We start from the raw sequence: 26,296 nt of genomic DNA on the forward strand, positions 1-26,296 counted from the left end.
ATGAAAACGCTTTGGCAACACTGCCACGTCGCAACCATGGCCAATGGCAAGTACTCGATCATCGAGGATGCCGCCATGGTGACTGCCGGCTCGCTCATCGAGTGGGTCGGCCCCCGCAGCCAGGCGCCGACGGCGGATTACGCCCAGGTGCATGACCTGCAAGGCGCGTGGGTCACCCCCGGGCTGATCGATTGCCACACCCATACGGTATTTGGTGGCAACCGCAGCGGCGAGTTCGAGCAGCGCCTCGAAGGTGTCAGCTACGCCGAGATCGCGGCCAAGGGCGGCGGCATTGCCAGCACCGTGCGCGCAACCCGTGCGGCGAGCGAAGATGAGCTGTTCTTGAGCGCCGAAAAGCGCCTGCGCAGTTTGCTGCGTGACGGCGTGACCACGGTGGAGATCAAGTCCGGCTACGGCCTGGACCTGGCCAACGAACGCAAGATGTTGCGCGTGGCCCGGCGCCTGGGTGAAGCGCTGCCGGTCAGCGTGCGCGCCACCTGCCTGGCCGCCCACGCGTTGCCGCCAGAGTACAAGGACCGTGCCGACGACTACATCGAGCACATCTGCAGCCAGATGCTGCCGGCCCTGGCCGCCGAGGGGTTGGTGGATGCGGTCGACGCCTTCTGTGAATACCTGGCGTTTTCCCCGGAGCAGGTTGAGCGGGTATTCAAGGTCGCCCAGCAACTTGGCTTGCCGGTGAAGCTGCACGCCGAGCAACTCTCGTCGTTGCATGGCTCAAGCCTGGCGGCGCGCTACCACGCGTTGTCGGCCGACCACCTGGAATTCATGACCGAAGAAGACGCCATTGCCATGGCCGCTGCCGGCACCGTCGCCGTATTGCTGCCGGGCGCTTTTTACTTCCTGCGTGAAACTCAGTTGCCGCCGATGGAGGCCCTGCGCAAACACGGCGTGAAGATTGCCATCGCCAGCGACCTCAACCCCGGCACATCACCGGCGCTGTCGGTGCGGCTGATGCTGAACATGGCCTGCACCCTGTTCCGCATGACCCCGGAAGAAGCCCTGGCCGGCGCCACGCGACATGCGGCCACCGCGTTGGGCCTGGGCGATACCCATGGTTCCCTGGAAGTGGGCAAGGTCGCGGATTTTGTCGCCTGGCAGATCGACCGCCCCGCCGACCTGGCCTACTGGCTGGGTGGCGAACTGGATAAACGCGTCGTGCGCCACGGCGTCGACGTCACTGTTTGAGAGGATGCAGTTGTGGATAAGGTTCTGACATTCAAACAAGGCCGCGTACCGCTGCTGATCAGCATGCCCCATGCCGGCCTGCGCCTCACCCCTGCGGTCGAGGCCGGGTTGATCCCCGAGGCGCAAAGCCTGCCGGATACCGACTGGCATATCCCCCTGTTGTATGACTTTGCTGAAGAACTGGGCGCCAGCACCCTGGCTGCGGAGTACTCGCGGTTTGTCATCGACCTCAACCGGCCCTCCGACAACACGCCGCTGTATGCCGGCGCTACCACTGGCCTGTACCCCGAGACGCTGTTCGATGGCGTGCCGTTGTTCCGTGAAGGGCAAACGCCCTCCGAGGAGGAGCGGGCCAACTACCTGCAAAAAATCTGGGGGCCGTACCACCGCCAATTGCAAGAAGAACTGGCACGCCTCAAGGCCGAGTTCGGCTTTGCGTTGCTGTTCGATGCGCACTCGATCCGCTCGGTAATCGCGCACCTGTTCGACGGCAAATTGCCGGACTTCAACCTGGGTACTTTCAACGGCGCTGCATGCGACCCGCAGCTGGCCAGCCAACTGGAAGCGATTTGCGCCCAACACCCGCAGTACACCCATGTGTTGAATGGGCGCTTCAAAGGCGGCCATATCACCCGTCACTATGGCAACCCGGCGCAGGATATCCACGCGGTGCAGCTGGAGTTGTGCCAGAGCACCTATATGGAGGAGTTCGAGCCGTTCCGTTATCGCCCGGATTTGGCCGAGCCGACTCGGGTGGTGTTGAGGCAGTTGCTGGAAGGGCTGTTGGCCTGGGGACAAAAGCGCTACGGCTGAAGTCGCTATCGCAGGCAAGCCAGCTCCCACACTTGAATGGGTTTACAGATCAACATGTGGGAGCTGGCTTGCCTGCGATGACGGCCCAACAGTCGCCCCTGTGCAACTGCCGGTCGCCACAGGTCGAGTTCATCAGGGTTTTGCTGGGTAAGGTTGTGAGTAGGGCGCATCAGACGCCATCCCCACAATAAAAAACTGCCGAGTGAGACCACTTCCATGAAACGACTGTTGTTGACCCTCATGCTCAGTGGCTATGTGAGCAGCCATGCCATGGCCGCCGAACCGGCCTCCTGCAAAACCATCCGCATGGGCGTGGTCAGTTGGACCGATGTGGTTGCCACCTCTGGCATGGCGGACGTGCTGCTCAGTGGCCTGGGCTACGACAGCAAACAGACCAGCGCCGTGCAGCAGATCATCTTTGCCGGTATCCGTGACAAGCGCCTGGATATCTTCCTCGGTTACTGGAAACCGGCGATGGACAACAACATCGCCCCGTTCCTGGTGGCCGGGCAGGTCAAGGTGCTCGACACGCCGAGCCTGGCCGATGCCCAGGCCACCCTGGCGGTGCCGCAAAACGTGGCCGATGCCGGCTTGAAGACCTTTGCCGACATTGCCCGCTTCAAGGACAAACTCGGCGGCAAGATCTACGGTATCGAGCCGGGCAGCGGTGCCAATACCGATATCCAGAAGATGATCGACACCAACCGCTTTGGCCTGGGCGGCTTCAAGCTGGTCGCGTCCGGTGAAGCGGGGATGCTCGCTGCAGTGCAACGTGCAGTGAATCGCAAAGAGTTCGTGGTGTTCGTCGGCTGGACTCCGCACCCGATGAACCTGAACATGCAAATGGCCTACCTCACCGGCAGTGAAGATGTGTTCGGCCCCAACGAAGGTCGCGCCACGGTGTCTACGGTGACAGCGCCGGATTTTGCCGAGCGCTGCCCGAACGCCAACCGGCTGCTCACCAACCTGACCTTCACCGCCGCCCAGGAAAGCCAGTGGATGGTGCCGATCATGGCGCGCCAGTCGCCCCAGGAAGTGGCGAAAAAATGGCTGCGCGAGCATCCCGAGGATCTACAGCGCTGGTTGGCCGGGGTGGCAGCCTTTGATGGCAGCGATGGTGTTGCTGCCGTCCAGGCCAGCCTTAAACCCTAGAGACACCATCGGACCAGTGTGAATAAGGTGTGCACATGTACCCTATTTCTTCGCAGATGCGCGCCTTTGTTGCCAAGACCGAAGCTTTTACCAGCAATGACTTATCGCTGGCTGGCCTGCGCCAAACCTACAACCGCATGTGCCAGGCATTTACCCCGCCCGTACCCGCAGGGCTGCACATCGTAGATTTTTCTGTAGGAAGTGTCAGCGTGCGCAGCTATCGGCCCGAGGCGCCTGATCCAGCAGAAGGCTGGCCCTGCCTCCTCTATATGCACGGTGGCGGTTGGGTCGTCGGCGGGCTGGACTCCCACGATTTCATCTGCTTTGAACTGGCCGCCACGCTGCAAGTGTTGGTGATCGCCATCGACTACCGCTTGGCCCCTGAGCATCCTTACCCCGCGGCCTACAACGATTGCCGGGCGGTATGGCAGGCGATCCAGGCAGGCGAGGGGCTGCCTGCCATCAACCTCGAACGGCTGGTGGTGATGGGCGACAGCGCCGGTGGCAACCTGGCGGCGGCGTTGTGCCTGGGGCTGCGCGATGACCGGCAAGCAATGCCCCGCGCCCAGGTGCTGGTTTACCCAGGCTTGGGTGGCCCCGCCGACTTGCCCTCGCGGGCTGATTGCTGGGATGCACCGTTGCTCAGCCGTGCCGACACTGAGGACTACTTGGCGTTGTACCTGGGTGACACGCGCATACCCTCGCCCTACGCCATGCCACTGCTGGCCGAGGCGCTCGACGGGCTACCCAAGGCGCTGATCGCCGTAGCCCAGTTCGACCCGCTGCGCGATGACGGCCGGCTGTACGCCGAGCGCCTGCAAGCTGCAGGCGTGGAAACCGTGCTGTATCCCGGCAAAGGGCTGGTCCACGGTTGTTTGCGTGCACGCGGCCAGGTGCCGGAGGTGGATCGGCTGTATGACTATCTGCTCGGTTACCTGAGGCGCGAACTGCTGACACAGGTCTAAGTGCTCAAGGACATGCTCATTGCACAATTCGGGTTTATGATGCCAGACGGCAAAATAATAGACGTCCCCCCAGGGATGAACCCGACACCCTACGGAGCACGCAATGCAGACTTGGTACCCGCAGATCAAACCCTACGCCCGGCACGATCTGGCTGTCGATGACACCCACACCCTGTATGTCGATGAAAGTGGCTCCCCCGAAGGCTTGCCTGTCGTGTTCATCCATGGAGGCCCCGGCTCCGGTTGCGACGCCCAGAGCCGCTGCTACTTCGACCCGAACCTCTACCATATTGTCACCTTCGACCAGCGTGGCTGCGGCCGCTCCACGCCAAGGGCGAGCCTTGAGAACAACACCACCTGGGATCTGGTCGCCGACCTTGAGCGCATCCGCGAGCACCTGGGCATCGACAAGTGGGTGCTGTTCGGCGGCTCCTGGGGCTCGACCCTGGCCCTGGCCTACGCGCAAACCCACCCCGAGCGCGTGCATGGCCTGATCGTGCGCGGCATCTTCCTCGCCCGCCCCCAGGATATTCGTTGGTTCTACCAGGAGGGCGCGAGCCGCCTGTTCCCGGATTACTGGCAGGACTACGTGGCACCGATCCCGGTGGAAGAGCGCCACGACATGATCGCCGCCTACCACAAGCGCCTGACCGGCAACGACCAGATCGCCCAGATGCACGCGGCCAAAGCCTGGTCGGGCTGGGAAGGCCGTATGTTGGGCCTGTGCCCGAGCCCGCAGCATGTGGAGCGTTTTTCCGAGCCGCAGCGCGCATTGTCTATCGCACGTATCGAGTGCCATTACTTCACCAACAACTCTTTCCTGGAACCCAACCAGCTGATTCGCGATATGCACAAGATCGCCCATCTGCCTGGCGTCATCATCCATGGGCGCTACGATATGATCTGCACGTTGGATAACGCCTGGGAGCTGCACCAGGCCTGGCCCAACAGTGAATTGCAGGTGATCCGCGAAGCAGGGCATGCGGCATCTGAACCCGGTATCACCGACGCGCTGGTGCGTGCGACCGGCGAAATGGCCCGGCGCCTGCTCGACCTGCCGCCTGAAGAAGCATGAAGGGCCTGTTGCAGCGGGTGCGTGGCGCCCGGGTTGAGGTAGCAGGGGAGGTGGTAGGCTCGATTGACCAGGGTTTGCTGGTGCTGGTCGCCGTCGAGCCTTCAGATACGCCCGAGAGCGCCGACAAACTGTTGCACAAGCTGCTTAACTATCGGGTGTTCAGTGACGAGGAGGGCAAGATGAACCTGTCCCTCAAGGACATCGGCGGCGGTTTGCTGCTGGTGTCGCAGTTCACCCTGGCCGCGGATACCAAAAGCGGGCTGCGGCCCAGTTTCTCCACGGCGGCTCCTCCGGCTCTGGGAGCGGCGCTTTTTGAGCACTTGTTGTTACAAGCGCAACAATTGCATGGCAAGGTGGCGTCAGGGCGTTTTGGCGCCGATATGCAGGTGCACTTGGTCAATGATGGCCCTGTGACCTTCCTCTTACAGACATGAATGTATGAAAAGCGACGTTAATGCCTAAAAACGCAGGGTTTCGCTACAAATACTTCACTGTCCCTGATGCGTTGTCTCGCGGGCTACTAGATAATCGCGCGCTACGGGGATCAGCGTTGTTTGGTCCATTTTTGACTTAGGTAGAGCCTTGTCCGACAACCACGTGGGGAATCATTTTGCCCCAGAGGAGTCGGAACATTGCTCGCCAACCTGGCATATAGATAGCTGGCCGTTGGTTTTTTGATCTGTTTTCGGCGAGGGTTGCTCGTGATTGTTAGTCCCTGTAATGCACCAAAATTGTCTGCCAAACGGTTGCGAAACGCACTGGTGACGGGCTCTGCCCTGTTTTGCCTGTTCGGCGCGGGTCAACTGTGGGCGTTCAGTCTGGATGATGTGTCGGCCAAGGCGAAAGAGCTGGCCGGGCAGAAATACGAAGCTCCGCGCAGCAATTTGCCGAACGAATTCCGCGAAATGAAATTCGCTGACTACCAGAAGATTCGTTTCCGCAATGAAAAAGCCGAGTGGGCCGATCAGAACACCCCGTTCAAGCTGTCCTTCTATCACCAGGGGATGCATTTCGACACCCCGGTGAAAATCAACGAAGTCACCGCCGACAGCGTGCACGAAATCAAGTACGACCCGACGCGTTTCGATTTCGGCGACGTGAAATTTGATCCTAAAGCCACCGAACAGCTGGGTTACGCCGGTTTCCGTGTGCTTTTCCCGATCAACAAGGCCGACAAGCAAGACGAAATCATGACCATGCTCGGCGCCAGCTATTTCCGCGTCGTGGGCAAGGACCAGGTGTATGGCTTGTCTGCCCGTGGCATGGCGATCGACACCGCGTTGCCGTCTGGCGAAGAATTCCCGCGTTTCACCGAGTTCTGGATTGAGCGACCAAAGCCGGGTGACAAGCACCTGGTGATTTTTGCGCTGCTGGATTCGCCGCGCGCGACCGGCGCCTACCGCCTGATCCTGCGTCCTGGCACCGACACCGTAGTGGACGTCAAATCCCAGATGTTCCTGCGTGACAAGGTCAGCAAGCTGGGCGTTGCGCCGTTGACCTCGATGTTCCTGTTCGGCGCCAACCAGCCGTCCAAGGTCCTCAACTACCGTCGCGAGCTCCACGATTCCAGCGGCCTGTCGATTCACGCCGGCAATGGCGAGTGGATCTGGCGTCCTCTGAACAACCCTAAACACCTGTCGGTCAGCAACTTCAGCGTCGAGAACCCGCGTGGGTTCGGCCTGCTGCAGCGTGGTCGCAACTTCAGCCACTACGAAGACCTGGACGACAACTACGACAAGCGCCCAAGCGCGTGGATCGAACCTGAGGGCGATTGGGGCAAAGGCTCTGTCGACCTGGTCGAGATCCCGACCGCCGATGAGACCAACGACAACATCGTGGCCTTCTGGAGCCCGGCCGAGCTGCCGGAAGTCGGCAAGCCGCTGGACGTGGCCTACCGTCTGCACTGGACACTGGACGACGCGGCCTTCCATTCGCCGGACAGTGCCTGGGTCAAGCAGACCCTGCGCTCCACTGGTGACGTGAAGCAATCGAACCTGATCCGTCAGCCGGATGGCAGCGTGGCCTACCTGGTGGACTTCGAGGGCCCGTCCCTGAAGAAACTGCTGCCGGACGCCCCGGTACGTAGCCAGGTGAGCGTGGGTGATAACGCTGAACTGGTTGAAAACAGCGTGCGCTACAACGAACACACCAAAGGCTGGCGCCTGACCCTGCGTATGAAGATCAAGGACGCAAGCAAACCGACCGAAATGCGTGCGGCGCTGGTGCAGGATATCGTGCAGCCTGAGCCTGAGTCGGTTTCCAACCATGTGCTCAAGGCCGATAAAGTCTTGGCCAAGCAGCATGAGAAACAGGCCAAGAAAGACGCCAAGGACAAGGAAGCCAAACAGCCTGAGGCTGCCCCAGCCACACCGGAGCCGATCAAGACCGAGCAAGTCCTGACCGAAACCTGGAGCTATCAGTTGCCTGCCGATGAGTAATTCTCAAGTCAAGCCAGAGACTCTGTCCGAGTACCTGGCGCATCTACCCATGACGGCTGAGCAGCGCGCCGAGCTGGCGGGCTGCAAGTCCTTCAGCGAGTTGCACGAACGTCTGTCGTCCAAGACCTTCGATGCACCGACCGACGCTGCCCAAGCGTCGGTTGGCCGCCGCTTGACTCTCAACAGCGCCGAAGAGCTGCAAGACGCCGAGATGCTTGCGCTCGATGCCAGCGGTCGTGTGTGCCTCAAGGCCACGCCGCCGATCCGCCGGACCAAAGTGGTGCCCGAGCCTTGGCGTACCAACATCCTGGTGCGCGGTTGGCGCCGGATGACCGGCCGCACCAACCCGCCCAAGCCACCGAAAGACGAGCGGGTACTGCCGGCTGCGCGCTGGCGTACCGTGGGCTCGATCCGTCGTTACATCCTGCTGGTGCTGATGCTGGGCCAGACCATCGTGGCCGGCTGGTACATGAAAGGCATCATGCCGTACCAGGGCTGGTCGCTGGTGGACTTCGACGAGATCCGCAACCAGACCCTGCTGCAAACCGCTACCCAGGTACTGCCTTATGCGCTGCAAACCAGCATCCTGATTATGTTCGGGATTCTGTTCTGCTGGGTGTCGGCCGGTTTCTGGACTGCGCTCATGGGCTTCCTGGAGCTGCTGACCGGTCACGATAAATACCGTATCTCCGGCAAAAGTGCCGGTGACGAGCCGATTCCGAAAGATGCGCGCACCGCCCTGGTGATGCCGATCTGTAACGAAGACGTGCCGCGTGTATTCGCCGGTTTGCGTGCAACGTTCGAATCGGTGGCCGCGACCGGCGACCTGGATCGCTTCGATTTCTTCGTGCTCAGCGACAGTAACGACGCCGACATCTGCATCGCCGAACAGCAAGCCTGGCTCGACGTATGCCGCGAAGCCGGTGGCTTCGGCAAGATCTTCTATCGCCGTCGTCGCCGTCGCGTGAAGCGCAAGAGCGGCAACCTCGACGACTTCTGCCGTCGTTGGGGGGGTGACTACAAGTACATGGTCGTTCTCGACGCCGACAGTGTGATGAGCGGCGAGTGCCTGACCAGCCTTGTGCGCCTGATGGAAGCCACGCCGGATGCCGGGATTATCCAGACCGCGCCACGTGCGTCGGGCATGGACACCCTGTATGCGCGCATGCAGCAGTTCGCCACCCGCGTCTACGGCCCACTGTTTACCGCCGGCCTGCACTTCTGGCAGTTGGGTGAATCCCACTACTGGGGCCACAACGCCATTATCCGTATGAAGCCGTTTATCGAGCACTGCGCCTTGGCGCCGTTGCCAGGTAAAGGCGCGTTTGCCGGTGCGATTCTTTCCCACGACTTCGTTGAAGCCGCGCTGATGCGCCGTGCCGGCTGGGGCGTGTGGATTGCCTACGACCTGCCGGGCAGCTATGAAGAACTGCCGCCCAACCTGCTGGATGAACTCAAGCGTGACCGTCGCTGGTGCCACGGTAACCTGATGAACTTCCGCCTGTTCCTGGTTAAAGGCATGCACCCGGTGCACCGTGCGGTGTTCCTCACCGGCGTGATGTCCTACCTGTCGGCGCCGTTGTGGTTCTTCTTCCTGGTGCTGTCCACGGCGTTGCTGGCGGTGAACACGCTGATGGAGCCGCAGTACTTCATGGCCCCGCGCCAGTTGTACCCGCTGTGGCCACAATGGCACCCGGACAAGGCGGTGGCGCTGTTCTCCACCACCATCGTGCTGCTGTTCCTGCCTAAACTGCTCAGCATCATCTTGATCTGGGCCAAGGGCGCCAAAGAGTTCGGTGGCAAGTTCAAGGTGACCCTGTCGATGCTGCTGGAGATGTTGTTCTCCATGCTGTTGGCGCCGGTGCGGATGATCTTCCACACCCGCTTCGTGCTCGCCGCGTTCCTTGGCTGGGCCGCTACCTGGAACTCGCCGCAACGTGACGACGACTCCACACCATGGAGCGAAGCGGTCAAGCGCCACGGTCCGCAAACCGTGCTGGGCTTCCTGTGGGCGCTGCTGGTGGTGTGGTTGAACCCAAGCTTCCTGTGGTGGCTGGTGCCGATTGTCGGTTCGCTGATGCTGTCGATCCCGGTGTCGGTGATTTCCAGCCGGGTCAAGCTGGGCCTCAAGTCCCGTGATGAGAGCCTGTTCCTGATCCCTGAGGAATACAATCCGCCGCAAGCCTTGCTGTCGACCGAGAAGTACACCCACGAAAACCGTTGGCACGCGCTCAACGATGGCTTTGTGCGTTCGGTGGTCGACCCGCAGCAGAACGCCCTGGCCTGCGCCTTGGCGACTTCGCGGCACCGTGAGGCCGAGCCCATCGAGTACCTGCGCATGGAGCGTGTTCGCCACGCGTTGAAAGTCGGCCCGGCCGGCCTCAATAACAGCGAACGCCTGGCCTTGCTCAGCGACCCGGTGGCCCTGGCTCGCCTGCATGAGCAGGTGTGGAGCGAAGGTCATGCCGAGTGGCTCGGCGCTTGGCGTGCCTCGATCAAGGCAGATCCGCACGCGCCATTGCTGCCTCTGCAACCACAGTCGCCCCAGGCCCAGCCGGCCTGATTCAGGCACCCCCGAAGGCTCACTTCGGGGGTGTTTCAAACGTTGGTCCTACAGCGTTTTTAGCACCTTCCTTTTTATCACTAACTCCTTGTTATTTCGAAACAAAAGACCTTTGTTCGAAGCGTATTGCCGTGCCTGCAGCTGGGTTAGGATCGCCCCCCAAATTGGACTCGCTACGGGGGCATTCATGATCAAAAGGTATTGTTTGGCATTGCTGATGGGCTTTTTCCTGGGGGGACAGGCAGGCCTGCTTTACGCCGGCGCGCTGGACAATGCTGCGCGCCGTGGCGTGCTTAAGGTCGGCACCACCCCCAATAACGTGCCCTTCGAAATGCTCGATAAGCAGGGGCGCATCGTCGGCTTTGAAATTGACTTGCTCCACGCCATGAGCCGCGCACTGGGTGTAGAACTTGAATTGGTGGCGGTGCCCTACACGGAGTTGCTGCCGGGGCTGATGGCGAACAAGTTTGATCTGATTGGCAGCGGCATGACGGTCACTCAGGAGCGCAACCTCAAGCTCAACTTCAGTGACTCGTTTATCGTGGTGGGCCAGACCGTGCTACTGAATCCGCGCCTGGGCGGGAAAGTGTCCAGTATCGAAGAACTGGACGATCCCAGTTACCGCGTCGTTGCAACCCAAGGCACCACCGGCGAAGCCGCGGCACAGCGCTTTCTCCTATCAGCGCGGCTCAACAGTGTGGCCAACCCGGAAGAAGGCGTGCGGCAGGTCGTTGAAGGCAAGGCCGATGCTTTTATCCATGATGCGCCCTACAACCTGATCGCGATGAGTCGGCCGCAGAACAGTGCATTGTTGGTACTGGAGCAACCCTTCACCTTTGAGCCTTTGGCGTTCGGCCTGAAAAAAGGCGATTACGACAGCCTCAATTGGATCAACCATTTTCTCAACCAGATCGCCCAGGACGGCACCTACGATCGTCTGCATGACAAGTGGTTCAGGGATACGGCGTGGATAGCCGAGATCGACTGATCGTCATAACTGCTTACACATCAATCCCTAATCGAGAGGCCGCGCGCAAGCGTCTGCGCCTGTGCTTGGGAGGGTCGCTGTCAGTGTTTTCCGACACACGCCGATAACATTTACCGGTGAAACCTTTGTGGCGGACAACGAGTGGGTTAGGATCGCACCCCGAAATGGCGCAGCCCTCTTGTGCGCCCACCTTACAAGAATCGTTCAGGGGTCTTGATGATGAAAAAGTATCTTTCGATGCTGATGCTCGGCGTCACCGCGCTGGTCGCCGCCACCGCGGCCCAGGCCGGCGCCATTGATGAGGCAGTCAAGCGTGGCACGTTGAAGGTCGGCATGGACCCCACCTACATGCCGTTCGAAATGACCGACAAGCGCGGTGAAATCATCGGTTTCGAGGTCGACATCCTCAAGGCCATGGCCAAGTCCATGGGCGTCAAGCTGGAGCTGGTATCCACCGGTTACGACGGCATCATCCCGGCCTTCCTGACCGGCAAGTTCGACATGATCGGCAGCGGCATGACACTGACCCAGGAACGCAACCTGCGCCTGAATTTCAGCGAACCCTTCATCGTGGTCGGCCAGACGCTGTTGATCCGCAAGGATCTGGAAGGCACCATCAAGTCCTACAAAGACCTGAACGACGAGAAGTACCGCCTGACCTCCAAGCTCGGCACCACCGGTGAGATGGTTGCCAAGAAGCTGATCTCCAAGGCCAAGTACCACGGCTACGACAATGAGCAGGAAGGCGTGCTCGACGTAGTCAACGGCAAGGCTGACGCGTTCGTCTACGACGCACCGTACAACGTGGTGGCCGAGAAGAAAGTCGGGAACGGCAAGCTGGTGTTCCTGGAAGAACCCTTCACCTTTGAACCCCTGGCGTTCGGTTTGAAGAAAGGCGATTACGACAGCATCAACTTCATCAACAACTTCCTGCACCAGATCCGTAACGACGGCACCTACGATCGCATCCATGACAAGTGGTTCAAGAGCTCCGAGTGGCTCAAGGACATGGAATAAGGCCTGACACCGAGTTGCCTGTATCGCAGGCAAGCCAGCTCCCACATTTGAGTGTATTCACACATCAACCTGTGGGAGCGGGCTTGCCCGCGATGGCGGCCTATCAGGCGACACCTATGCGGAAAGTGAAATGAAACAGAAAAAAGCCCAATGGCCGTGGCACCTGCTGACGGTGGTCGTGCTGGTCGGCCTGGCGGGTGCCTTGTATTACGCCACGTCGTTGATGTCTTACGAATGGCGCTGGAACCGCGTCCCCCAATACTTCGCCTATCAAGCCGAGACCTCCCAGCGCGCCGCGGATATTTCCACCGTGGTCGAGTTGGTGCGCAAAGGCGATACGGCCGAAGTCACCCTGCGCAACGACGCCGGAGTGGAGCAAAAGCTCACAGTCGCCGATAACAGCCTGCAAGTGGCGCGCGGCGACGATGTGGCTGAAGGCGATGTGGTCGGCGTGACCCGGCAATGGGCATTGGGGCCGTTGATGTGGGGCTTGTGGACCACGCTGTGGCTGTCGGTGGTGTCCGGCATCCTGGGTTTGGCGATTGGCTTGGCGACCGGGCTGTGCCGGCTGTCGAAAAACCCCACCTTGCGTGATCTGTCGACAATCTACGTCGAGCTGGTGCGGGGCACGCCGCTGCTGGTGCAGATCTTCATTTTCTATTTCTTCATCGGCACGGTGCTCAACCTGTCCCGGGAGTTTGCCGGGATTGCCGCGCTGTCGTTGTTCACGGGTGCCTACGTGGCAGAAATCGTGCGCGCCGGCGTGCAGTCCATCACCCGTGGCCAGGACGAAGCGGCGCGCTCCCTGGGCTTGAGTGCCAGCCAGTCGATGCGTCACGTGGTACTGCCTCAGGCCTTCAAGCGCGTGCTGCCGCCCCTGGCCGGGCAATTTATCAGCCTGGTCAAGGACACCTCACTGGTGTCGGTGATCGCGATTACCGAGTTGCTCAAGAGCGGCCGCGAAGTGATCACCACCTCGTTCTCGCCGTTTGAAATTCTGTTTTGTGTGGCGGGCTTGTACCTGCTGATCAACCTGCCGCTGTCGAAGATGGCCAGCCGGCTTGAGCGGAGGCTCGCCCAAAGTGATTGAAGTGCGCGATCTGGTAAAAGTCTTCGATACCCGTGGGCAGGTGGTGCGCGCGGTGGATCATGTCACCACCCAAGTGGCCAAGGGCGAGGTGCTGGTGGTGATCGGCCCCTCGGGTTCCGGCAAGTCCACCTTCCTGCGCTGCCTTAACGGCTTGGAGGAGTTCGACTCGGGTTCGGTGAGCATCGACGGCCTGCAACTGGCCGACCCTAAAACCGACGTGAATGCCTACCGCCGTGAAGTCGGCATGGTGTTCCAGCACTTCAACCTGTTCCCCCACATGACCGTGCTGGAAAACCTGTGCCTGGCGCAAAAGGTCGTGCGCAAGCGTGGCAAGCAAGAGCGCGAGGCCAAGGCCCTGGCGCTGCTGGAAAAGGTCGGTATTGCGCAGAAGGCCCACGAGTTTCCATCGCGCCTGTCTGGCGGCCAGCAGCAGCGGGTCGCCATTGCCCGAGCCCTGGCCATGGAGCCCAAGGTGATGCTGTTTGACGAGCCCACCTCGGCCCTCGACCCGGAAATGGTCGGTGAAGTGCTCGACGTGATGAAGACCCTGGCCCTGGAAGGCATGACCATGGTTTGCGTCACCCACGAGATGGGCTTTGCGCGGGAAGTGGCAGACCGGGTGTTGTTTTTCGATCACGGCAAACTGCTGGAAGACGCCGCCCCGGCCGAGTTCTTCAATGCGCCAAAAGACCCGCGTGCCCAGGCCTTCCTGCGCCAGGTGCTATGACTGTAGGAGCGAGCTTGCTCGCGAAAAACGTCAACGATAACGCCGCGCACCCTGAATGAACGCGGCGGCCTTGGGTCTTTCGCGAGCAAGCTCGCTCCTACAGTGGTGGTGTTTCAGAGCTTGAACTTGTCGACCAGCGTCTGCAAATCCAGGCTCAACCGCGTCAACTGAACACTCGCCGCTGCCGTTTCTTCACTGGCGGCGGCGGTCTGTTCCGACACGTCCCGCACCTTCAACACACTGCGATTGATCTCCTCGGCCACAGCGCTTTGCTGTTCCGCTGCGGCGGCGATCTGCGGGTTCATTTCCTGGATGATCGATACCGTGCGGGCAATGGCGATCAGGGCGTCGCCGGCGTCGCGGGTCAGGGCGACGCTGTTGTCGGTCAGGTTACGGCTGCTGTCCATGATGTCCGCCACCTGTTGGGTGCCGTTATGCAGGCCGAGGATCAGCCCTTCGATCTCCTCGGCCGATTCCTGAGTGCGTTGGGCCAGGCTGCGCACTTCGTCGGCGACCACCGCAAAGCCTTGGCCGGCAGTGCCCGCACGTGCCGCTTCGATGGCGGCGTTCAGGGCCAGCAGGTTGGTCTGCTGAGAAACAGACTTGATCACGTCCAGCACACTGGCGATCTTCTGGCTCTCCTGTTGCAGCGCGAGCATCGCACGGCCCGACAGCGCCATTTCACTGGCCAGGTTGCCAATCTGCTCCACCGCCTGGGTGACCACCTGCTCACCGGCGCCGGCCTGCTGGTCGGCCTCATTGGCCGCTACCGAGGCGCGTTCGGCGTGGCGCGCCACTTCCTGGGCAGTGGCGAGCATTTCATTCATTGCCGTCGCCACCTGGTCGGTTTCATCTTTCTGCTCGTTGAGCCCGCTGCGGGTCTGCTCGGTGACGGTGGATAACTGCGTGGCCGCTCCGGCGATCTGCCGGGCGCTGTCACCGATACTGCTGATCAGGCTACGCAGGCTGCGGGTCATTTGCCCGATGCTTTGCTGCAATTGGCCGAGTTCGTCGCGACGGTCTACCGGCATGTCATGGCTGAGGTCGCCCTCGGCAACGCGATGGGCGGCGCCAAGGATTTCCCGCAGTGGCACCGCAATCTGTCGGGCGATCCACCAGGCGGCCAGCGCGCCCAATGCCAGGGCTGCCACCGTCACGCTGATCAGCAACGTACGGGTGTGGTCCGCCTCGCTGTTTCGCTTAGTGTTCTGGCTGTGGCTCAGCAGGTTACTGTTCTCGCGCAGGTCATTGAGTTCTTGTTCGAAGCGGTTTTGCACAGTCTCCACGTTGAGCTGGGCTTCCTTGAGCTTGATCAACTGCTCGCGATAGGTGGCCAGGTCGGCCTTGAGCAGGGCTGAATCCACTGGCAGCGCTGTGACAGCGCCCTGCGCGATCTCCAGAGCGTCAAGCGCCTTGCCGATGGCCTCTGCATACATTCCCAGCGATTGCGCGGCCCAGGCGGGGCTCTGGGCGCGATCTTCGGCAAGCTCCATGGCCTGACGTAGTTGCTCAATGGCATCAAGGGCCTTTTCGTCGTTCTGGTCAGGCAGGTCACTGGAAAATTGGGCGAGGGTATCGCTGGCTTGCAGGGCGATTTTTTTCAGCACCGGGCGGATGCGCTCGCGCTGTTCGATCAAGGGTGGAAGTTGCGTCAGCGCGGCTTTGAAGTTGCTTGCAAGACGTTTGGCTTCATCAAGTCGCTGCAGGTCAGCCGGGTCTTTCAGGCGGTTTGAAAGGTCGGCCAGGTGCTGGTCGATCCGCTCAATGCTCGCGGCCATTTTGCCTAGGCTATCGTTGTCTGTCAGGGTGCGGTACACGATGCGGTCGGCGCGCATGGCCTCGGCGTCGACGGCCAATTGACCCAGGGTCGTCAGGCTATTGGATCGGTAAAGCACGGCGTTCAAGGCTTGCCAGCCCGTAGCGGCGATCAGGAAACTGAGGATCAGCACTTGGCCAAAACCCAGGGCGAGCTTGAGGCGGACGCTGGCATTGACCAGCACGCGGGTCAGCCGAGAAAACATGGTGAACCTCCGAATCAGAGAAAGCATTTCGCAACACCTGAAACGCTAATTCGATTCGCGGCCGTGGAGGGCTGATAACTGCGTAGGAAATTTCACAAGTTGCGGCGGCTTTGGTAAGCCGCCGCGTAGGGTAATTCAGACCCGGAAGCGCCCCACCAGGGTCTGCAGGTAGATCCCCAGGCGCGCCAGTTCGGCACTGGATGATGCGGTTTCTTCGCTGGCCGACGAGGTTTGCTCAGAGATGTCGCGCACATTCAACACGCTGCGGTTGATCTCTTCAGCCACGGCGCTTTGTTGCTCGGCGGCGGTGGCGATCTGCGAGTTCATCGCCTGGATGGTCGAGACGGTGCGGGTGATATTGCCCAGCGCGTGGCCGGCGCGGCGCGTCAGCTCAACACTGCTCTCGGTCAGCCCGCGGCTGTTGTCCATGATGGTTGCCACCTGCTGGGTACCACTTTGCAGGCCGACGATCAGTTCTTCGATCTCTTCAGTGGACTTCTGCGTGCGTTGGGCCAGGCTGCGCACCTCGTCGGCCACCACGGCAAAGCCGCGCCCGGCCTCACCAGCACGCGCCGCCTCGATGGCGGCGTTAAGGGCCAGCAGGTTGGTTTGCTGGGCCACGGATTTGATCACGTCGAGCACACTGCCGATCTTGTCGCTTTCGCGCTTGAGTTCACCCATGGCCACCGTGGAATTACCCACCTCGGTGGCCAGGCGCTCGATCTGGGCGATGGCTTCACCCACCACCTGGTCGCCTTCACGGGCTTGCTGATCGGCTGCCACGGCGGCTTCCGAGGCCTCTTCGGCATTGCGCGCCACTTCTTGCACGGTGGCCGCCATCTCGTTCATGGCGGTGGCCACCTGGTCGGTCTCGACCTTCTGGCTGTTGACCCCGGCGCTGGTTTGTTCGGTCACGGCCGACAACTGCTCGGCGGCGCTGGCGATCTGGGTGACGCCGTCGCTGATCCCGCCGATCAACTCGCGCAGACCTACGGTCATGCTTTGCATGGCACGCTGCAATTGGCCCAGTTCGTCCTGGCGGCCCGATTCCAGGTTGTGGCTCAGGTCGCCGGAGGCCACGCGCTCGGCGACTTTGAGGGTCTGGTTCAGGGGGATGACGATCTGGCGGGTGATGGCCCAGGCTGCGAACAGGCCGAACGCCACCGCCAGTACAGTGGCAAGTAGCAATAAGTACTTGGCCTGGGCCACATCATGGTCGCGCACTGCGGTTTGCGAGGTGGTGAGCTTCTCGCTATGGCCCAATAGGATATCGCCCTGGGCGCTTATGATTTTGAGAGCTGCGGCACTGGCCACCTGAGAGTCTCGGTATTGACTGACGGCGGCGCGATAGGCTTGCAGTGAGACACCGGCCTCTTGCAGGTTGGCCTGGTATTGCGCCGGTAGCTGGCCTTGCAGTTCGGTGATTTTCTTCAGGCCATTGTCGATAGCGTCGAGGGCGGGTTGCTCGGCTTCGACCTTGCCGCTGTAGGTGTAACCGCGTACCTGGAAGCGTGCTTGCTGGATCAGCTTGCTCAGGTCAACCACGCTGTTGAACTGGGTGACGCTGTCGCCTTGCAGCAGGTTTTTTTCAATCTCGTTGGTTTTGGCCACGGCATTGTCGGCGGTGTCGCCGAGCTTGCTGCGAGCACCCTCACGCTTGAGGCCCGCCTGGACTATGGCAGCAAAGGCTTTTTTGTATTGGCTCAAAGCTTCCTGTTGCTGTTCGACGAGAGCCTTGTCATTGGGTTGTTCGATTAACTGCGCGGCAGTTTTAAGGCCGTCGTCCAGCTGAGTGATCAGGCTGGTGACTGCGTCGGTGCCTTGCTCGCCACGGCGCATATCGAAGTCCAGGCGGGCCAGGCGCAGGTCTTTGGTCAGGCCATTGAGGCTGGAAATGAAGCCCAGCTTGTCGCCGCGACTGATCACATCCCCCAGGCCGGCCCAGCCGGTAAAGGTGATCAACAGCGTCAGGAGCAACACCAGGCCAAAGCCGACGCTCAGCTTGCGGTTGACGCTTACATTCCCCAACTTCTCGGCTAACCAACGATACATGCTGCGAACTCCCCTGGAACAAGGCTTGGACTTATTCAAAGGCTATCGGCACGGGCGCGGGATTCTGTAGCTATGCACATCTAAACGCCGATGCTGTAAGAGCGAGCTTGCTCGCGAAAAACGCCCACGATAACGCGTGCTTCCTGAGTAAACGCGGCGCCTGTGAGTTTTTCGCGAGCAAGCTCGCTCCTACAGAAGGCGAGATGATCGCTTGATCTGCGGGGGGTTAGAACAGGCGTGCGAGCAGGGCCGTTACGGCGGTTTCGACGCGCAAAATACGCGCACCCACTTGCACCGGCTGCAAACCCGCCTTGGCCAGCAAGTCCACTTCATAGGGAATCCAGCCGCCTTCCGGGCCGATTGCCAGGGTCACCGGTTCCTCGAGGGCCCGGGGGCAGGCCGGGTAATCGCCCGGATGGCCGATCAGGCCCAAAGTGCCCGCCGCCATGGCCGGCAGACGATCTTCCACAAACGGCTTGAAGCGTTTCTCGATAATGATCTCGGGCAGCACCGTGTCCCGCGCTTGTTCCAGGCCGAGGATCAGTTGCTCGCGCACCGCTTCAGGCTCCAGGAACGGGGTTTGCCAGAAGCTTTTTTCCACCCGGTAGCTGTTGACCAGCACTACCTTGGGCACGCCCATGGCCGCCACCGTTTGCAGCACCCGGCGCAGCATCTTCGGGCGGGGCAGGGCCAGCAGCAAGGTCAGGGGTAGTTTGCTCGGTGGCGGTTGGTCGAAGCTCACTTGCAATTCGGCTTCAGCGGCCTCCAGGCGCAGCAGTTGGGCATTGCCCATCAGCCCGCCAATGCGGCCCACGCGCAGGGTGTCACCGACGGCGGCGCGGTGAACTTCCTGCATATGCACCAGGCGCCGATCACGCAGCACTACGCGGTCGGCCGCGATAAAGTCGGCCTCTTCGAGCAACAACAGGTTCACGACTGGGTCGCTGGCGGCTGGTCGTCGTCGGCAGGTGCGTCATCCGGGTGTTCGCCGCGCTTGCTGATCAAGCCGCTGAACAGGATGCCCACTTCGAACAGCATCCACATCGGCACCGCCAGCAAGGTCTGGGAGAAGATGTCCGGCGGCGTGAGGATCATGCCGACCACGAAGCAGCCGATGATCACGTACGGGCGGATCTTCTTCAGGTACTTGACGTCGACCACGCCGATCCACACCAGCAACACCACCGCCACCGGAATTTCGAACGCAACGCCGAAGGCGAAGAACAGCGTCATCACGAAATCGAGGTAGCTGGTGATATCGGTCATCATTTCCACGCCCGCCGGAGTAGCGGCGGCGAAGAACTTGAAGATCAGCGGGAACACCAGGAAGTAGGCGAAGGCCATGCCGGTGTAGAACAGCAGGATGCTCGACACCAGCAACGGCACGGCGATGCGCTTCTCGTGCTTGTACAGGCCTGGCGCGATAAAACCCCAGATCTGATGCAGGATCACCGGGATCGCCAGGAACAGCGAGACCATCATGGTCAGCTTCAAGGGCGTCAGGAACGGCGACGACACATCGGTGGCGATCATCGTCGCGCCGGCCGGCAGGTACTGGCGCAGGGGCGTCGAGACGAAGGTGTAGATCTGCTGGGTAAAGGCGAACAGCCCGGCAAAGATGATGAAGATCGCAGCCACGCAACGCAGCAGGCGGGTACGCAGCTCGGTGAGGTGCGAGACCAGCGGCATGTGCTGGTCGTTTTCCGGTTTATCAGCGCTCATGGGGCTCGCGGCGGCAATGTAGGGTCATGGGGGGCGGGCGACGCAACGGGCGTCGGCGCGGGCGTCGTTGGGGCGGGAGCTGCCGGTGCGGCGTCGGCCACAGAGGCTGGCGCGATGCTGTGCTCGGCCACCGGCGTTACCGGCTTGGCCGGCTCTTGCACCGGGGAAAGAATCTTGCGGGCTTCCTGCTCCAACGAGAGGATGTGCTCGTTGTGCAATTGCCGGCGGATTTCGTCGGCACCGATTTCCCGTTCAACTTCCTGTTTGATCGCGTTAAAACTGCGCTTGAGGCGCCCGATCCACAAGCCGGCGGTGCGTGCGGCACCGGGCAGGCGTTCCGGCCCCAGTACCAGCAGGGCCACCAGGCCGACGAGGAGCAGTTCAGAGAAGCTGATACCAAACATTAGTCAGTGCTCACGAGTCTTTGCGGGTCGGCTCTTGGACCTTTTCAGCCTGCACATCGAAGGTACGGCGCTCGGTGATCGGCTGGGTGGCCTGCGGGTGAACAGGCTGGGCCGGTGGCACCGGGTTGGCGCTTGGCTCGGCTGGCTTTTCATCATCGTTCATGGCTTTGCGAAAGCCCTTGATGGACTCGCCCACATCGGTGCCCAGGTTCTTGAGTTTCTTGGTGCCGAACACCAATACCACCACCACCAGAATGACGATCCAGTGTTTCCAGTCAAAAATGCCCATGCTTCAAATCCTCAAGTCTTAGTTATTCAGGCGGACGGGCGCGACGCCTTCTCGGCGTGCCCGGACAAGCCGAAGCGACGGTCCAGTTCATCCAGCACGGCCTGTGGGTGCTGCCCCAGTTGGGCGAGCATCACCAGGCTATGGAACCACAAGTCTGCGGTCTCATAGATTACATCGCTGTAATCACCGCTGATTTGCGCGTCCTTGGCCGCAATGATGGTCTCGACGGATTCTTCGCCGAGTTTTTCCAGAATCTTGTTCAGACCTTTGTGATACAGGCTGGCGACGTAGGAGCTGTCGGCATCCGCGCCTTTGCGGTCTTCCAGCACCTGGGCCACACGGTTCAGGGTATCGCTCATGTTCAGTGTCCTGCTGGGTAGATAGCGTGCGGGTCTTTGAGCACCGGCTCCACAACCTTCCACTCGCCATTCTCGAACACGCGATAGAAGCAACTGTGGCGGCCAGTGTGGCAGGCAATGCCGCCGATCTGTTCGACCTTGAGGATCACCACGTCGGCATCGCAGTCCAGGCGCAGCTCATGCAGGGTCTGCACGTGCCCCGATTCTTCGCCCTTGCGCCACAGTTTGCCACGCGAACGTGACCAGTAGATGGCGCGCTGCTCAGCGGCGGTGAGGCTCAGGGCCTCGCGGTTCATCCAGGCCATCATCAGCACGCGCCCGGTCTTGTAGTCCTGGGCAATGGCCGGCACCAGGCCGTCACTGTCCCACTTGATCTCATCCAGCCAGTCTTTCATGTTCGGCTCCGGCAATTTGCGACAGTGTATAACCGGATGGGCTATCGACGCACGATCAGATAAACACCCACGGCGACCATGATGCCCGCTGGCCAATGGCCCAGCTGGTTCAATGGCCCACCAATCGCCAGCATCACGCCGCCCACCAGGTGCGCCGCGCCGAGCAGGCGCAGGAACCAGTCGTCCTTGCGCTTGCGCCACGGTGGCTCAGGGTCCTTGGCGTGGGGCTGGGACATGCGCTCCAGCAGGTCGCGGGTCATGTTAGCCAGGTGCGGCAGCTGTTCGAACTGGCTGTGCAGGTTGCCCAGCATGGTTTTGGGGCTCATGCGCTCGCGCATCCAGCGTTCCAGGAAGGGTTGCGCGGTGTTCCACAAGTCGAGGTCCGGGTACAGCTGGCGGCCCAGGCCTTCGATGTTCAGCAGGGTCTTCTGCAACAATACCAACTGCGGCTGTACTTCCATATTGAAGCGCCGCGCGGTCTGGAACAGACGCATCAGTACCTGACCGAAGGAAATATCTTTTAACGGTTTTTCAAAGATCGGCTCGCAGACGGTACGGATAGCCGCCTCGAATTCGTTGAGCTTGGTTTCCGCCGGCACCCAACCCGAATCAATGTGCAACTGCGCCACTCGACGGTAGTCGCGCTTGAAGAAGGCAAACAGGTTGCGCGCCAGGTAATCCTGGTCTTCGGGGGTGAGGCTGCCGACGATGCCGCAGTCGATGGCGATGTACTGCGGGCTCCACGGGTTGACGGTGCTGACGAAGATGTTGCCCGGGTGCATGTCGGCGTGGAAGAAACTGTCGCGGAACACTTGGGTGAAGAAGATTTCCACACCGCGCTCGGCCAGCATCTTCATGTCGGTGCGTTGGTCGGCCAGGGTCGCAAGGTCGGTGACCTGCACGCCGTAGATGCGCTCCATCACCAACACTTTTGGCCGGCACCAGTCCCAATACACCTGCGGCACGTATAGCAGTTGCGAGCCTTCGAAGTTGCGTCGCAATTGGCTGGCATTGGCCGCTTCGCGCAGCAGGTCGAGCTCGTCGTAGATGGTTTTTTCGTAGTCGGCGACCACATCCACCGGGTGCAGCAGGCGCGCATCGGCAGAGAAGCGTTCGGCCGCGCGGGCGAGGATAAACAGCCACGCCAGGTCCTGGCCGATGATCGGCTTGAGGCCCGGGCGAATCACCTTTACCACCACCTCTTCGCCGGTCTTGAGCTGTGCGGCGTGGACCTGCGCGACAGAGGCAGAGGCCAGGGGCTCGACATCGAAGCGGCTGAACACCTCACTGATCTTCTGGCCCAGTTGTTCTTCGATCAGCGCCATCGACTGCTGCGAATCGAAAGGCGGCACACGGTCCTGCAGCAGCATCAGTTCGTCGGCGATGTCTTCAGGCAGCAGGTCGCGGCGGGTGGAGAGGATCTGCCCGAACTTGATAAAGATCGGCCCCAGATCCTGCAACGCCAAGCGCAGGCACGCGCCTCGGCTGAGCTCCAGCTGTTTGCGCGGCAACCAGCGCCACGGCAGCACATAACGCACCGCCAGCAGGAACCAGGGCAGGGGCAGGGCAAACAGCAGGTCATCGAGGCGGTAGCGGATTACGACGCGCTGGATACGAAACAAACGGCGGACGGCGAGCAGCTTCATGCGTTATCGCTTGGATCAAGGGAGCGGCTCAGGCGTTCGAAGCGGGCCTCGAGGCGTTCCAGGTCGATTTTGGCCTTGTCGAGCTCACGAAAGCGCGCTTGCGCTTCCCGTTGCCCGACCAGGGTGCGCGATTCTTCGCTCAGGTATTCGGCGAGGTTCTGGTTCAGGCTGGCGAACCCTTGCTGGTACCAGCGCGAGCGGCTGCGCAGGTGCCCGCTGAGCAACTGGGTGGCGACCGGGCCGATCCAGCGCGAGAGTTCGTATTCCCAATCCAGCTCCAGGTCCTGCAGCACGGCGGCCAGGTCCATCAGCACCGCGCTGTCGCCTTCCAGCTCCACCTCGGGGCTGTGGAGGATGGCGGTCTTGTTGCGGCTCAGTGCCAGGTGCAACAGGCTTGAGGCTGGCGCACGCAGAGTGCAATCGGCCTCAGCGGCCCATTGAGTGGCGAGCAGCAGGCCTTCATCGCTGGGCAGGATAAACAGCTGCAAGGCGGGGCTGCGGCAGTCGACGGCAATGACTTTGCCGGTCAGGTGCGCGAGCCGCGCCAGGGCGGTGCTGTCCAGGCGCAGTACACGGTTGAGGCCGTGCTCGACGCTGGCGAGAAGACCTTGCAGCAGCATCAGGGCTTGATGCCGCGGTGCAGGGCAACGATGCCGGATGTCATGTTGTGGTAGGTCACGCGGTCGAAACCGGCCTCCACCATCATCGACTTCAGGGTTTCCTGGTCCGGGTGCATGCGGATCGACTCGGCCAGGTAGCGGTAGCTCTCGGCGTCGTTGGTGATCAGCTTGCCCATCAACGGCATGAAGGCGAAGGAGTACGTGTCGTAGACCTTGGACATCAGCGCGTTGGTTGGCTTGGAGAACTCCAGCACCAGCAGGCGGCCACCCGGCTTGAGCACGCGCAGCATCGAGCGGATCGCGTCCTCCTTGTGAGTGACGTTGCGCAGACCGAAGGCGATGGTCACGCAGTCGAAATGGTTGTCGGGGAACGGCAGCTTCTCGGCGTCGGCCTGGACGAACTCGATATTGCCGGCCACACCTTTGTCGAGCAGGCGATCGCGGCCGACCTTGAGCATCGAACCGTTGATATCGGCCAAAACCACCTGACCGGTGGGGCCGACCAGTTTGGAGAACTTGGCGGCCAGGTCGCCCGTGCCCCCGGCGATGTCCAGCACCCGGTTGCCGGTGCGTACGCCCGACAACTCGATGGTGAAGCGCTTCCACAGGCGGTGCATGCCGCCGGAGAGCACGTCGTTCATCAGGTCGTACTTGGCCGCCACGGAGTGGAACACCTCAGCGACTTTTTCCGCTTTCTGGCTTTCCGGGACGTTCTTGAAGCCGAAGTGAGTGGTGGGTTCGGCATCGCTGCCTTTGCGCTGATCAGTCATATCGCTGTCACCAAAAGAGAATGCGGGACATGATAATCCCCAAGGCCTACTTTGTCTTGGCAAGGCTGCAGGTAAGATAGGCGCTCATCGAGACCTTTTGCCGCATGGCGGGTGTTCTGAGTCGTTATAAAGAGGAGTCATTGCAATGGCCCGTATTACCGTTGAGCGTGAACATACCCTGGGAAAAGAACAGGCGCGGGCCAAGGCTGAGCAATTGGCGCGCAAACTCGAGGATAAATATGGCGTGGAGTCTTCATGGGCTGGCGACACCCTGAAGCTCAAGCGCTCCGGGGTTAAAGGCACGGTGTTGGTGGCCGATGATTCGCTGCGCATTGATGTGGAACTTGGCCTGTTGATGTCGGCCATGAGTGGCACGATCAAGTCCGAAATCGAAAAAGCCCTGGATAAGGCCCTTGCCTGATACGGCTGGCTTAGGGTGCCGATTCTAATTTTAAACCCTACTTTGTGCCCAAGCCCTCAACTCTTGCGGGCCGTCCGCCACCCAATTCTGTGTGAGGTGCACCATGGCCAAAGTTATTTTGAAGAAAAAAATCGACGTTCAGACCACCCCCTTGAGTGAGGTTAAAAGCTATGCCCGCAAGATCTGGCTGGCGGGTCTTGGCGCCTACGCCAAGGTCGGCAGCGAGGGCGGCGAGTACTTCAAGGAACTCGTTAGAAGCGGCCAACGTGTTGAAAGTAAAGGTAAAAAAGTTGTAGTTGAACAACTTGATGCCGCCAACAGTCAGATTGACCAAGTAAAGAGTAACGTCTCCGGCGTCAAAGGCCTGGTTGAAGTTCAACTGGATAAAGTTGAAAAAGCTTTTGATACTCGTGTCGGCAGTGCCTTGAATCGGATCGGCATTGCGTCTAAACATGACGTGGAGACACTCTCTGCTAAGCTCGAAGAGCTGACGGCATTGCTCGAACGTGTCGCGCGTAAACACTAAGGAGACATCGGGATGGCTGTTAAAAAGACTACTCAGAAAGAAGGCAGCTCGTGGGTCGGGAAAGTTGAAGAATATTCCCGCAAAATCTGGCTCGCTGGTTTAGGCGTGTACTCGAAGATCGACAGTGACGGTAGCAAACTCTTCGAGACCCTGGTTAAAGACGGCGAGAAGGCCGAGAAGTTGACCAAGAGCACGGTTGGTAAAAAAGTCGACGCTGCCAAGGCGAGCGCGGGTTCCGCCAAGTCGAGCATTTCGGATACCTGGGGCAAGTTGGAAGAAACTTTCGATAAGCGCCTCAACAGTGCTATTTCGCGACTGGGCGTACCGAGCAAGGCGGAGTTGAAGGCGCTGCACAGCAAGGTCGATACCTTGACCAAGCAAATCGAAAAACTCACCGGCGCCAAAGCGGCTCCCGCCAAGACCGCCGCGGCAAAACCAGCGGCAAAACCAGCGGCCAAAACCGCAGCTGCAAAACCCGCAGCCAAAGCCGCTGCCAAGCCTCTGGTTAAAGCTGCCGCTAAACCGGCTGCAAAATCTGCGGCCAAGGCGCCAGCCAAAGCCGCGACGAAACCTGCAGCCAAGCCTGCGGCCAAAACAGCTGCGGCCAAACCGGCCAGCAAACCTGCCGCCAAGCCAGTGGCCGCGAAAGTAGCAGCGAAACCTGCGGCTAAACCGGCTGCTGCCAAGTCCGCTGCAAAACCTGCCGCAAAACCTGCCGCCAAACCCGCTGCGGCAAAATCCGCCGCCAAACCAGCAGCAGCGAAACCTGCGGCAAAACCTGCGGTGGCCAAAAAGCCTGCGGCGGCGAAAAAGCCAGCAGCGCCAAAGCCTGCCGTGGCGGCCAAGCCGGCTCCGACTGCTTCTGCAGCCAATTCGGTGTCCGCGCCGCCGCCCACCGCTGCTACCCCGACGGCAACGCCGGTAACCCCGACGTCATCCAGTCAGTCCTGATTTCTGCGGGACAGAAAAATGCCCGGCCTATAAAGGTCGGGCATTTTTTATGGTCCGCAACAATCAGGCGTCGCGAGGCGCTACAC

25 protein-coding genes and 2 pseudogenes are annotated in these 26,296 nt (G+C 60.9%); 15 read left to right on the forward strand and 12 right to left on the reverse strand.

From position 1 onward, the window contains the following. The 12 genes and pseudogenes from hutI to CER19_RS09035 all read left to right on the forward strand — a co-directional run bounded on the left by hutI (nt 1) and on the right by CER19_RS09035 (nt 14,034). On the forward strand, nt 1-1,206 hold the full coding sequence (gene hutI, locus CER19_RS08980; protein ID WP_116666164.1) for an imidazolonepropionase: 1,206 nt from the start codon (nt 1-3) through the stop codon (nt 1,204-1,206). 12 nt (nt 1,207-1,218) lie between these two features. After that, nucleotides 1,219-2,019 (forward strand): N-formylglutamate deformylase, encoded by an 801-nt coding sequence (hutG, locus tag CER19_RS08985; RefSeq protein ID WP_116666165.1) that lies wholly within the window; start codon nt 1,219-1,221, stop codon nt 2,017-2,019. A 216-nt stretch (nt 2,020-2,235) separates the two neighbouring features. After that, nucleotides 2,236-3,171, forward strand: a complete 936-nt coding sequence (choX, locus tag CER19_RS08990) for a choline ABC transporter substrate-binding protein (protein ID WP_116666166.1) — start codon at nt 2,236-2,238, stop codon at nt 3,169-3,171. A gap of 35 nt (nt 3,172-3,206) precedes the next feature. Beyond that, a complete protein-coding gene (locus tag CER19_RS08995; protein WP_116666167.1) occupies nt 3,207-4,136 on the forward strand; it encodes an alpha/beta hydrolase in 930 nt (309 codons plus the stop codon). Nucleotides 4,137-4,239: 103 nt separating this feature from the next. Beyond that, on the forward strand, nt 4,240-5,211 hold the full coding sequence (gene pip, locus CER19_RS09000) for a prolyl aminopeptidase (protein WP_034125552.1): 972 nt from the start codon (nt 4,240-4,242) through the stop codon (nt 5,209-5,211). Next, a complete protein-coding gene (gene dtd / locus CER19_RS09005) occupies nt 5,208-5,645 on the forward strand; it encodes a D-aminoacyl-tRNA deacylase (protein ID WP_060764872.1) in 438 nt (145 codons plus the stop codon). The genes pip and dtd overlap by 4 nt, the downstream gene beginning before the upstream one ends. Nucleotides 5,646-5,912: 267 nt before the next feature. Continuing rightward, nucleotides 5,913-7,649 carry a glucan biosynthesis protein G gene (locus CER19_RS09010; RefSeq protein WP_003187856.1) on the forward strand — a complete coding sequence of 579 codons (1,737 nt, stop codon included), beginning with the start codon at nt 5,913-5,915 and terminating at the stop codon, nt 7,647-7,649. Continuing rightward, nucleotides 7,642-10,220 (forward strand): annotated as a pseudogene (gene mdoH / locus CER19_RS09015) (glucans biosynthesis glucosyltransferase MdoH); the annotation flags it as partial. The gene CER19_RS09010 and the pseudogene mdoH, both read left to right, overlap by 8 nt. 179 nt (nt 10,221-10,399) lie before the next feature. Further along, nucleotides 10,400-11,200 (forward strand): transporter substrate-binding domain-containing protein, encoded by an 801-nt coding sequence (locus tag CER19_RS09020; RefSeq protein ID WP_116666168.1) that lies wholly within the window; start codon nt 10,400-10,402, stop codon nt 11,198-11,200. Between the two features lie 219 nt (nt 11,201-11,419). Further along, complete coding sequence (locus tag CER19_RS09025; RefSeq protein WP_116666254.1) at nt 11,420-12,217, forward strand: transporter substrate-binding domain-containing protein; 798 nt, start codon at nt 11,420-11,422, stop codon at nt 12,215-12,217. Nucleotides 12,218-12,347: 130 nt separating this feature from the next. After that, nucleotides 12,348-13,307, forward strand: a complete 960-nt coding sequence (locus CER19_RS09030; protein WP_032893984.1) for an amino acid ABC transporter permease — start codon at nt 12,348-12,350, stop codon at nt 13,305-13,307. After that, nucleotides 13,300-14,034 carry an amino acid ABC transporter ATP-binding protein gene (locus CER19_RS09035; RefSeq protein ID WP_116666169.1) on the forward strand — a complete coding sequence of 245 codons (735 nt, stop codon included), beginning with the start codon at nt 13,300-13,302 and terminating at the stop codon, nt 14,032-14,034. The genes CER19_RS09030 and CER19_RS09035 overlap by 8 nt, the downstream gene beginning before the upstream one ends. A gap of 113 nt (nt 14,035-14,147) precedes the next feature. On the opposite strand, the gene CER19_RS09040 is transcribed toward CER19_RS09035, so the two are convergent. The 12 genes and pseudogenes from CER19_RS09040 to ubiE all read right to left on the reverse strand — a co-directional run bounded on the left by CER19_RS09040 (nt 14,148) and on the right by ubiE (nt 24,312). Further along, nucleotides 14,148-16,055 (reverse strand): methyl-accepting chemotaxis protein, encoded by a 1,908-nt coding sequence (locus CER19_RS09040; RefSeq protein WP_116666170.1) that lies wholly within the window; start codon nt 16,053-16,055, stop codon nt 14,148-14,150. A gap of 135 nt (nt 16,056-16,190) precedes the next feature. Beyond that, nucleotides 16,191-17,063, reverse strand: coding sequence for a methyl-accepting chemotaxis protein (locus tag CER19_RS29385; protein ID WP_370694792.1), 873 nt, complete (start codon nt 17,061-17,063; stop codon nt 16,191-16,193). After that, nucleotides 17,049-18,107: pseudogene (locus CER19_RS29390) on the reverse strand (methyl-accepting chemotaxis protein); the annotation flags it as partial. The gene CER19_RS29385 and the pseudogene CER19_RS29390, both read right to left, overlap by 15 nt. A gap of 226 nt (nt 18,108-18,333) precedes the next feature. After that, nucleotides 18,334-19,041 carry a 16S rRNA (uracil(1498)-N(3))-methyltransferase gene (locus tag CER19_RS09050; protein WP_116666172.1) on the reverse strand — a complete coding sequence of 236 codons (708 nt, stop codon included), beginning with the start codon at nt 19,039-19,041 and terminating at the stop codon, nt 18,334-18,336. Further along, nucleotides 19,038-19,829, reverse strand: a complete 792-nt coding sequence (tatC, locus tag CER19_RS09055) for a twin-arginine translocase subunit TatC (RefSeq protein ID WP_116666173.1) — start codon at nt 19,827-19,829, stop codon at nt 19,038-19,040. The genes CER19_RS09050 and tatC overlap by 4 nt, the downstream gene beginning before the upstream one ends. Next, nucleotides 19,826-20,233 carry a Sec-independent protein translocase protein TatB gene (gene tatB / locus CER19_RS09060; protein WP_116666174.1) on the reverse strand — a complete coding sequence of 136 codons (408 nt, stop codon included), beginning with the start codon at nt 20,231-20,233 and terminating at the stop codon, nt 19,826-19,828. The genes tatC and tatB overlap by 4 nt, the downstream gene beginning before the upstream one ends. Nucleotides 20,234-20,243: 10 nt before the next feature. Next, entirely contained in the window at nt 20,244-20,522 is a 279-nt protein-coding gene (locus CER19_RS09065; protein ID WP_003187877.1) for a twin-arginine translocase TatA/TatE family subunit, read from the reverse strand. Nucleotides 20,523-20,548: 26 nt separating this feature from the next. Next, a complete protein-coding gene (locus tag CER19_RS09070) occupies nt 20,549-20,881 on the reverse strand; it encodes a phosphoribosyl-ATP diphosphatase (RefSeq protein WP_003187881.1) in 333 nt (110 codons plus the stop codon). A 2-nt stretch (nt 20,882-20,883) separates the two neighbouring features. Then, a complete protein-coding gene (hisI, locus tag CER19_RS09075; protein WP_003187884.1) occupies nt 20,884-21,276 on the reverse strand; it encodes a phosphoribosyl-AMP cyclohydrolase in 393 nt (130 codons plus the stop codon). 41 nt (nt 21,277-21,317) lie between these two features. Further along, the gene (gene ubiB / locus CER19_RS09080; protein ID WP_116666175.1) at nt 21,318-22,922 is read right to left on the reverse strand and encodes a ubiquinone biosynthesis regulatory protein kinase UbiB; all 1,605 of its coding nucleotides are present in this window, start codon (nt 22,920-22,922) and stop codon (nt 21,318-21,320) included. Then, nucleotides 22,919-23,542 (reverse strand): SCP2 domain-containing protein, encoded by a 624-nt coding sequence (locus CER19_RS09085; RefSeq protein ID WP_116666176.1) that lies wholly within the window; start codon nt 23,540-23,542, stop codon nt 22,919-22,921. Before CER19_RS09085 ends, ubiB begins: the two co-directional genes overlap by 4 nt. Further along, nucleotides 23,542-24,312 carry a bifunctional demethylmenaquinone methyltransferase/2-methoxy-6-polyprenyl-1,4-benzoquinol methylase UbiE gene (gene ubiE, locus CER19_RS09090; RefSeq protein WP_003171186.1) on the reverse strand — a complete coding sequence of 257 codons (771 nt, stop codon included), beginning with the start codon at nt 24,310-24,312 and terminating at the stop codon, nt 23,542-23,544. Before ubiE ends, CER19_RS09085 begins: the two co-directional genes overlap by 1 nt. Before the next feature lie 145 nt (nt 24,313-24,457). Here ubiE and CER19_RS09095 point away from each other — a divergent pair, with 145 nt between their 5' ends. The 3 genes from CER19_RS09095 to CER19_RS09105 all read left to right on the forward strand — a co-directional run bounded on the left by CER19_RS09095 (nt 24,458) and on the right by CER19_RS09105 (nt 26,210). Then, on the forward strand, nt 24,458-24,733 hold the full coding sequence (locus CER19_RS09095; protein ID WP_034125562.1) for a polyhydroxyalkanoic acid system family protein: 276 nt from the start codon (nt 24,458-24,460) through the stop codon (nt 24,731-24,733). Between the two features lie 103 nt (nt 24,734-24,836). Next, nucleotides 24,837-25,259 carry a phasin family protein gene (locus tag CER19_RS09100; RefSeq protein WP_034125563.1) on the forward strand — a complete coding sequence of 141 codons (423 nt, stop codon included), beginning with the start codon at nt 24,837-24,839 and terminating at the stop codon, nt 25,257-25,259. 12 nt (nt 25,260-25,271) lie between these two features. Continuing rightward, nucleotides 25,272-26,210 (forward strand): phasin family protein, encoded by a 939-nt coding sequence (locus CER19_RS09105; RefSeq protein ID WP_116666177.1) that lies wholly within the window; start codon nt 25,272-25,274, stop codon nt 26,208-26,210. Nucleotides 26,211-26,296 lie beyond the last annotated feature (86 nt).

Origin of the sequence: Pseudomonas sp. GL93, assembly GCF_003408955.1 — a bacterium.
Classification (GTDB): Bacteria; Pseudomonadota; Gammaproteobacteria; order Pseudomonadales; family Pseudomonadaceae; genus Aquipseudomonas; species Aquipseudomonas paracarnis.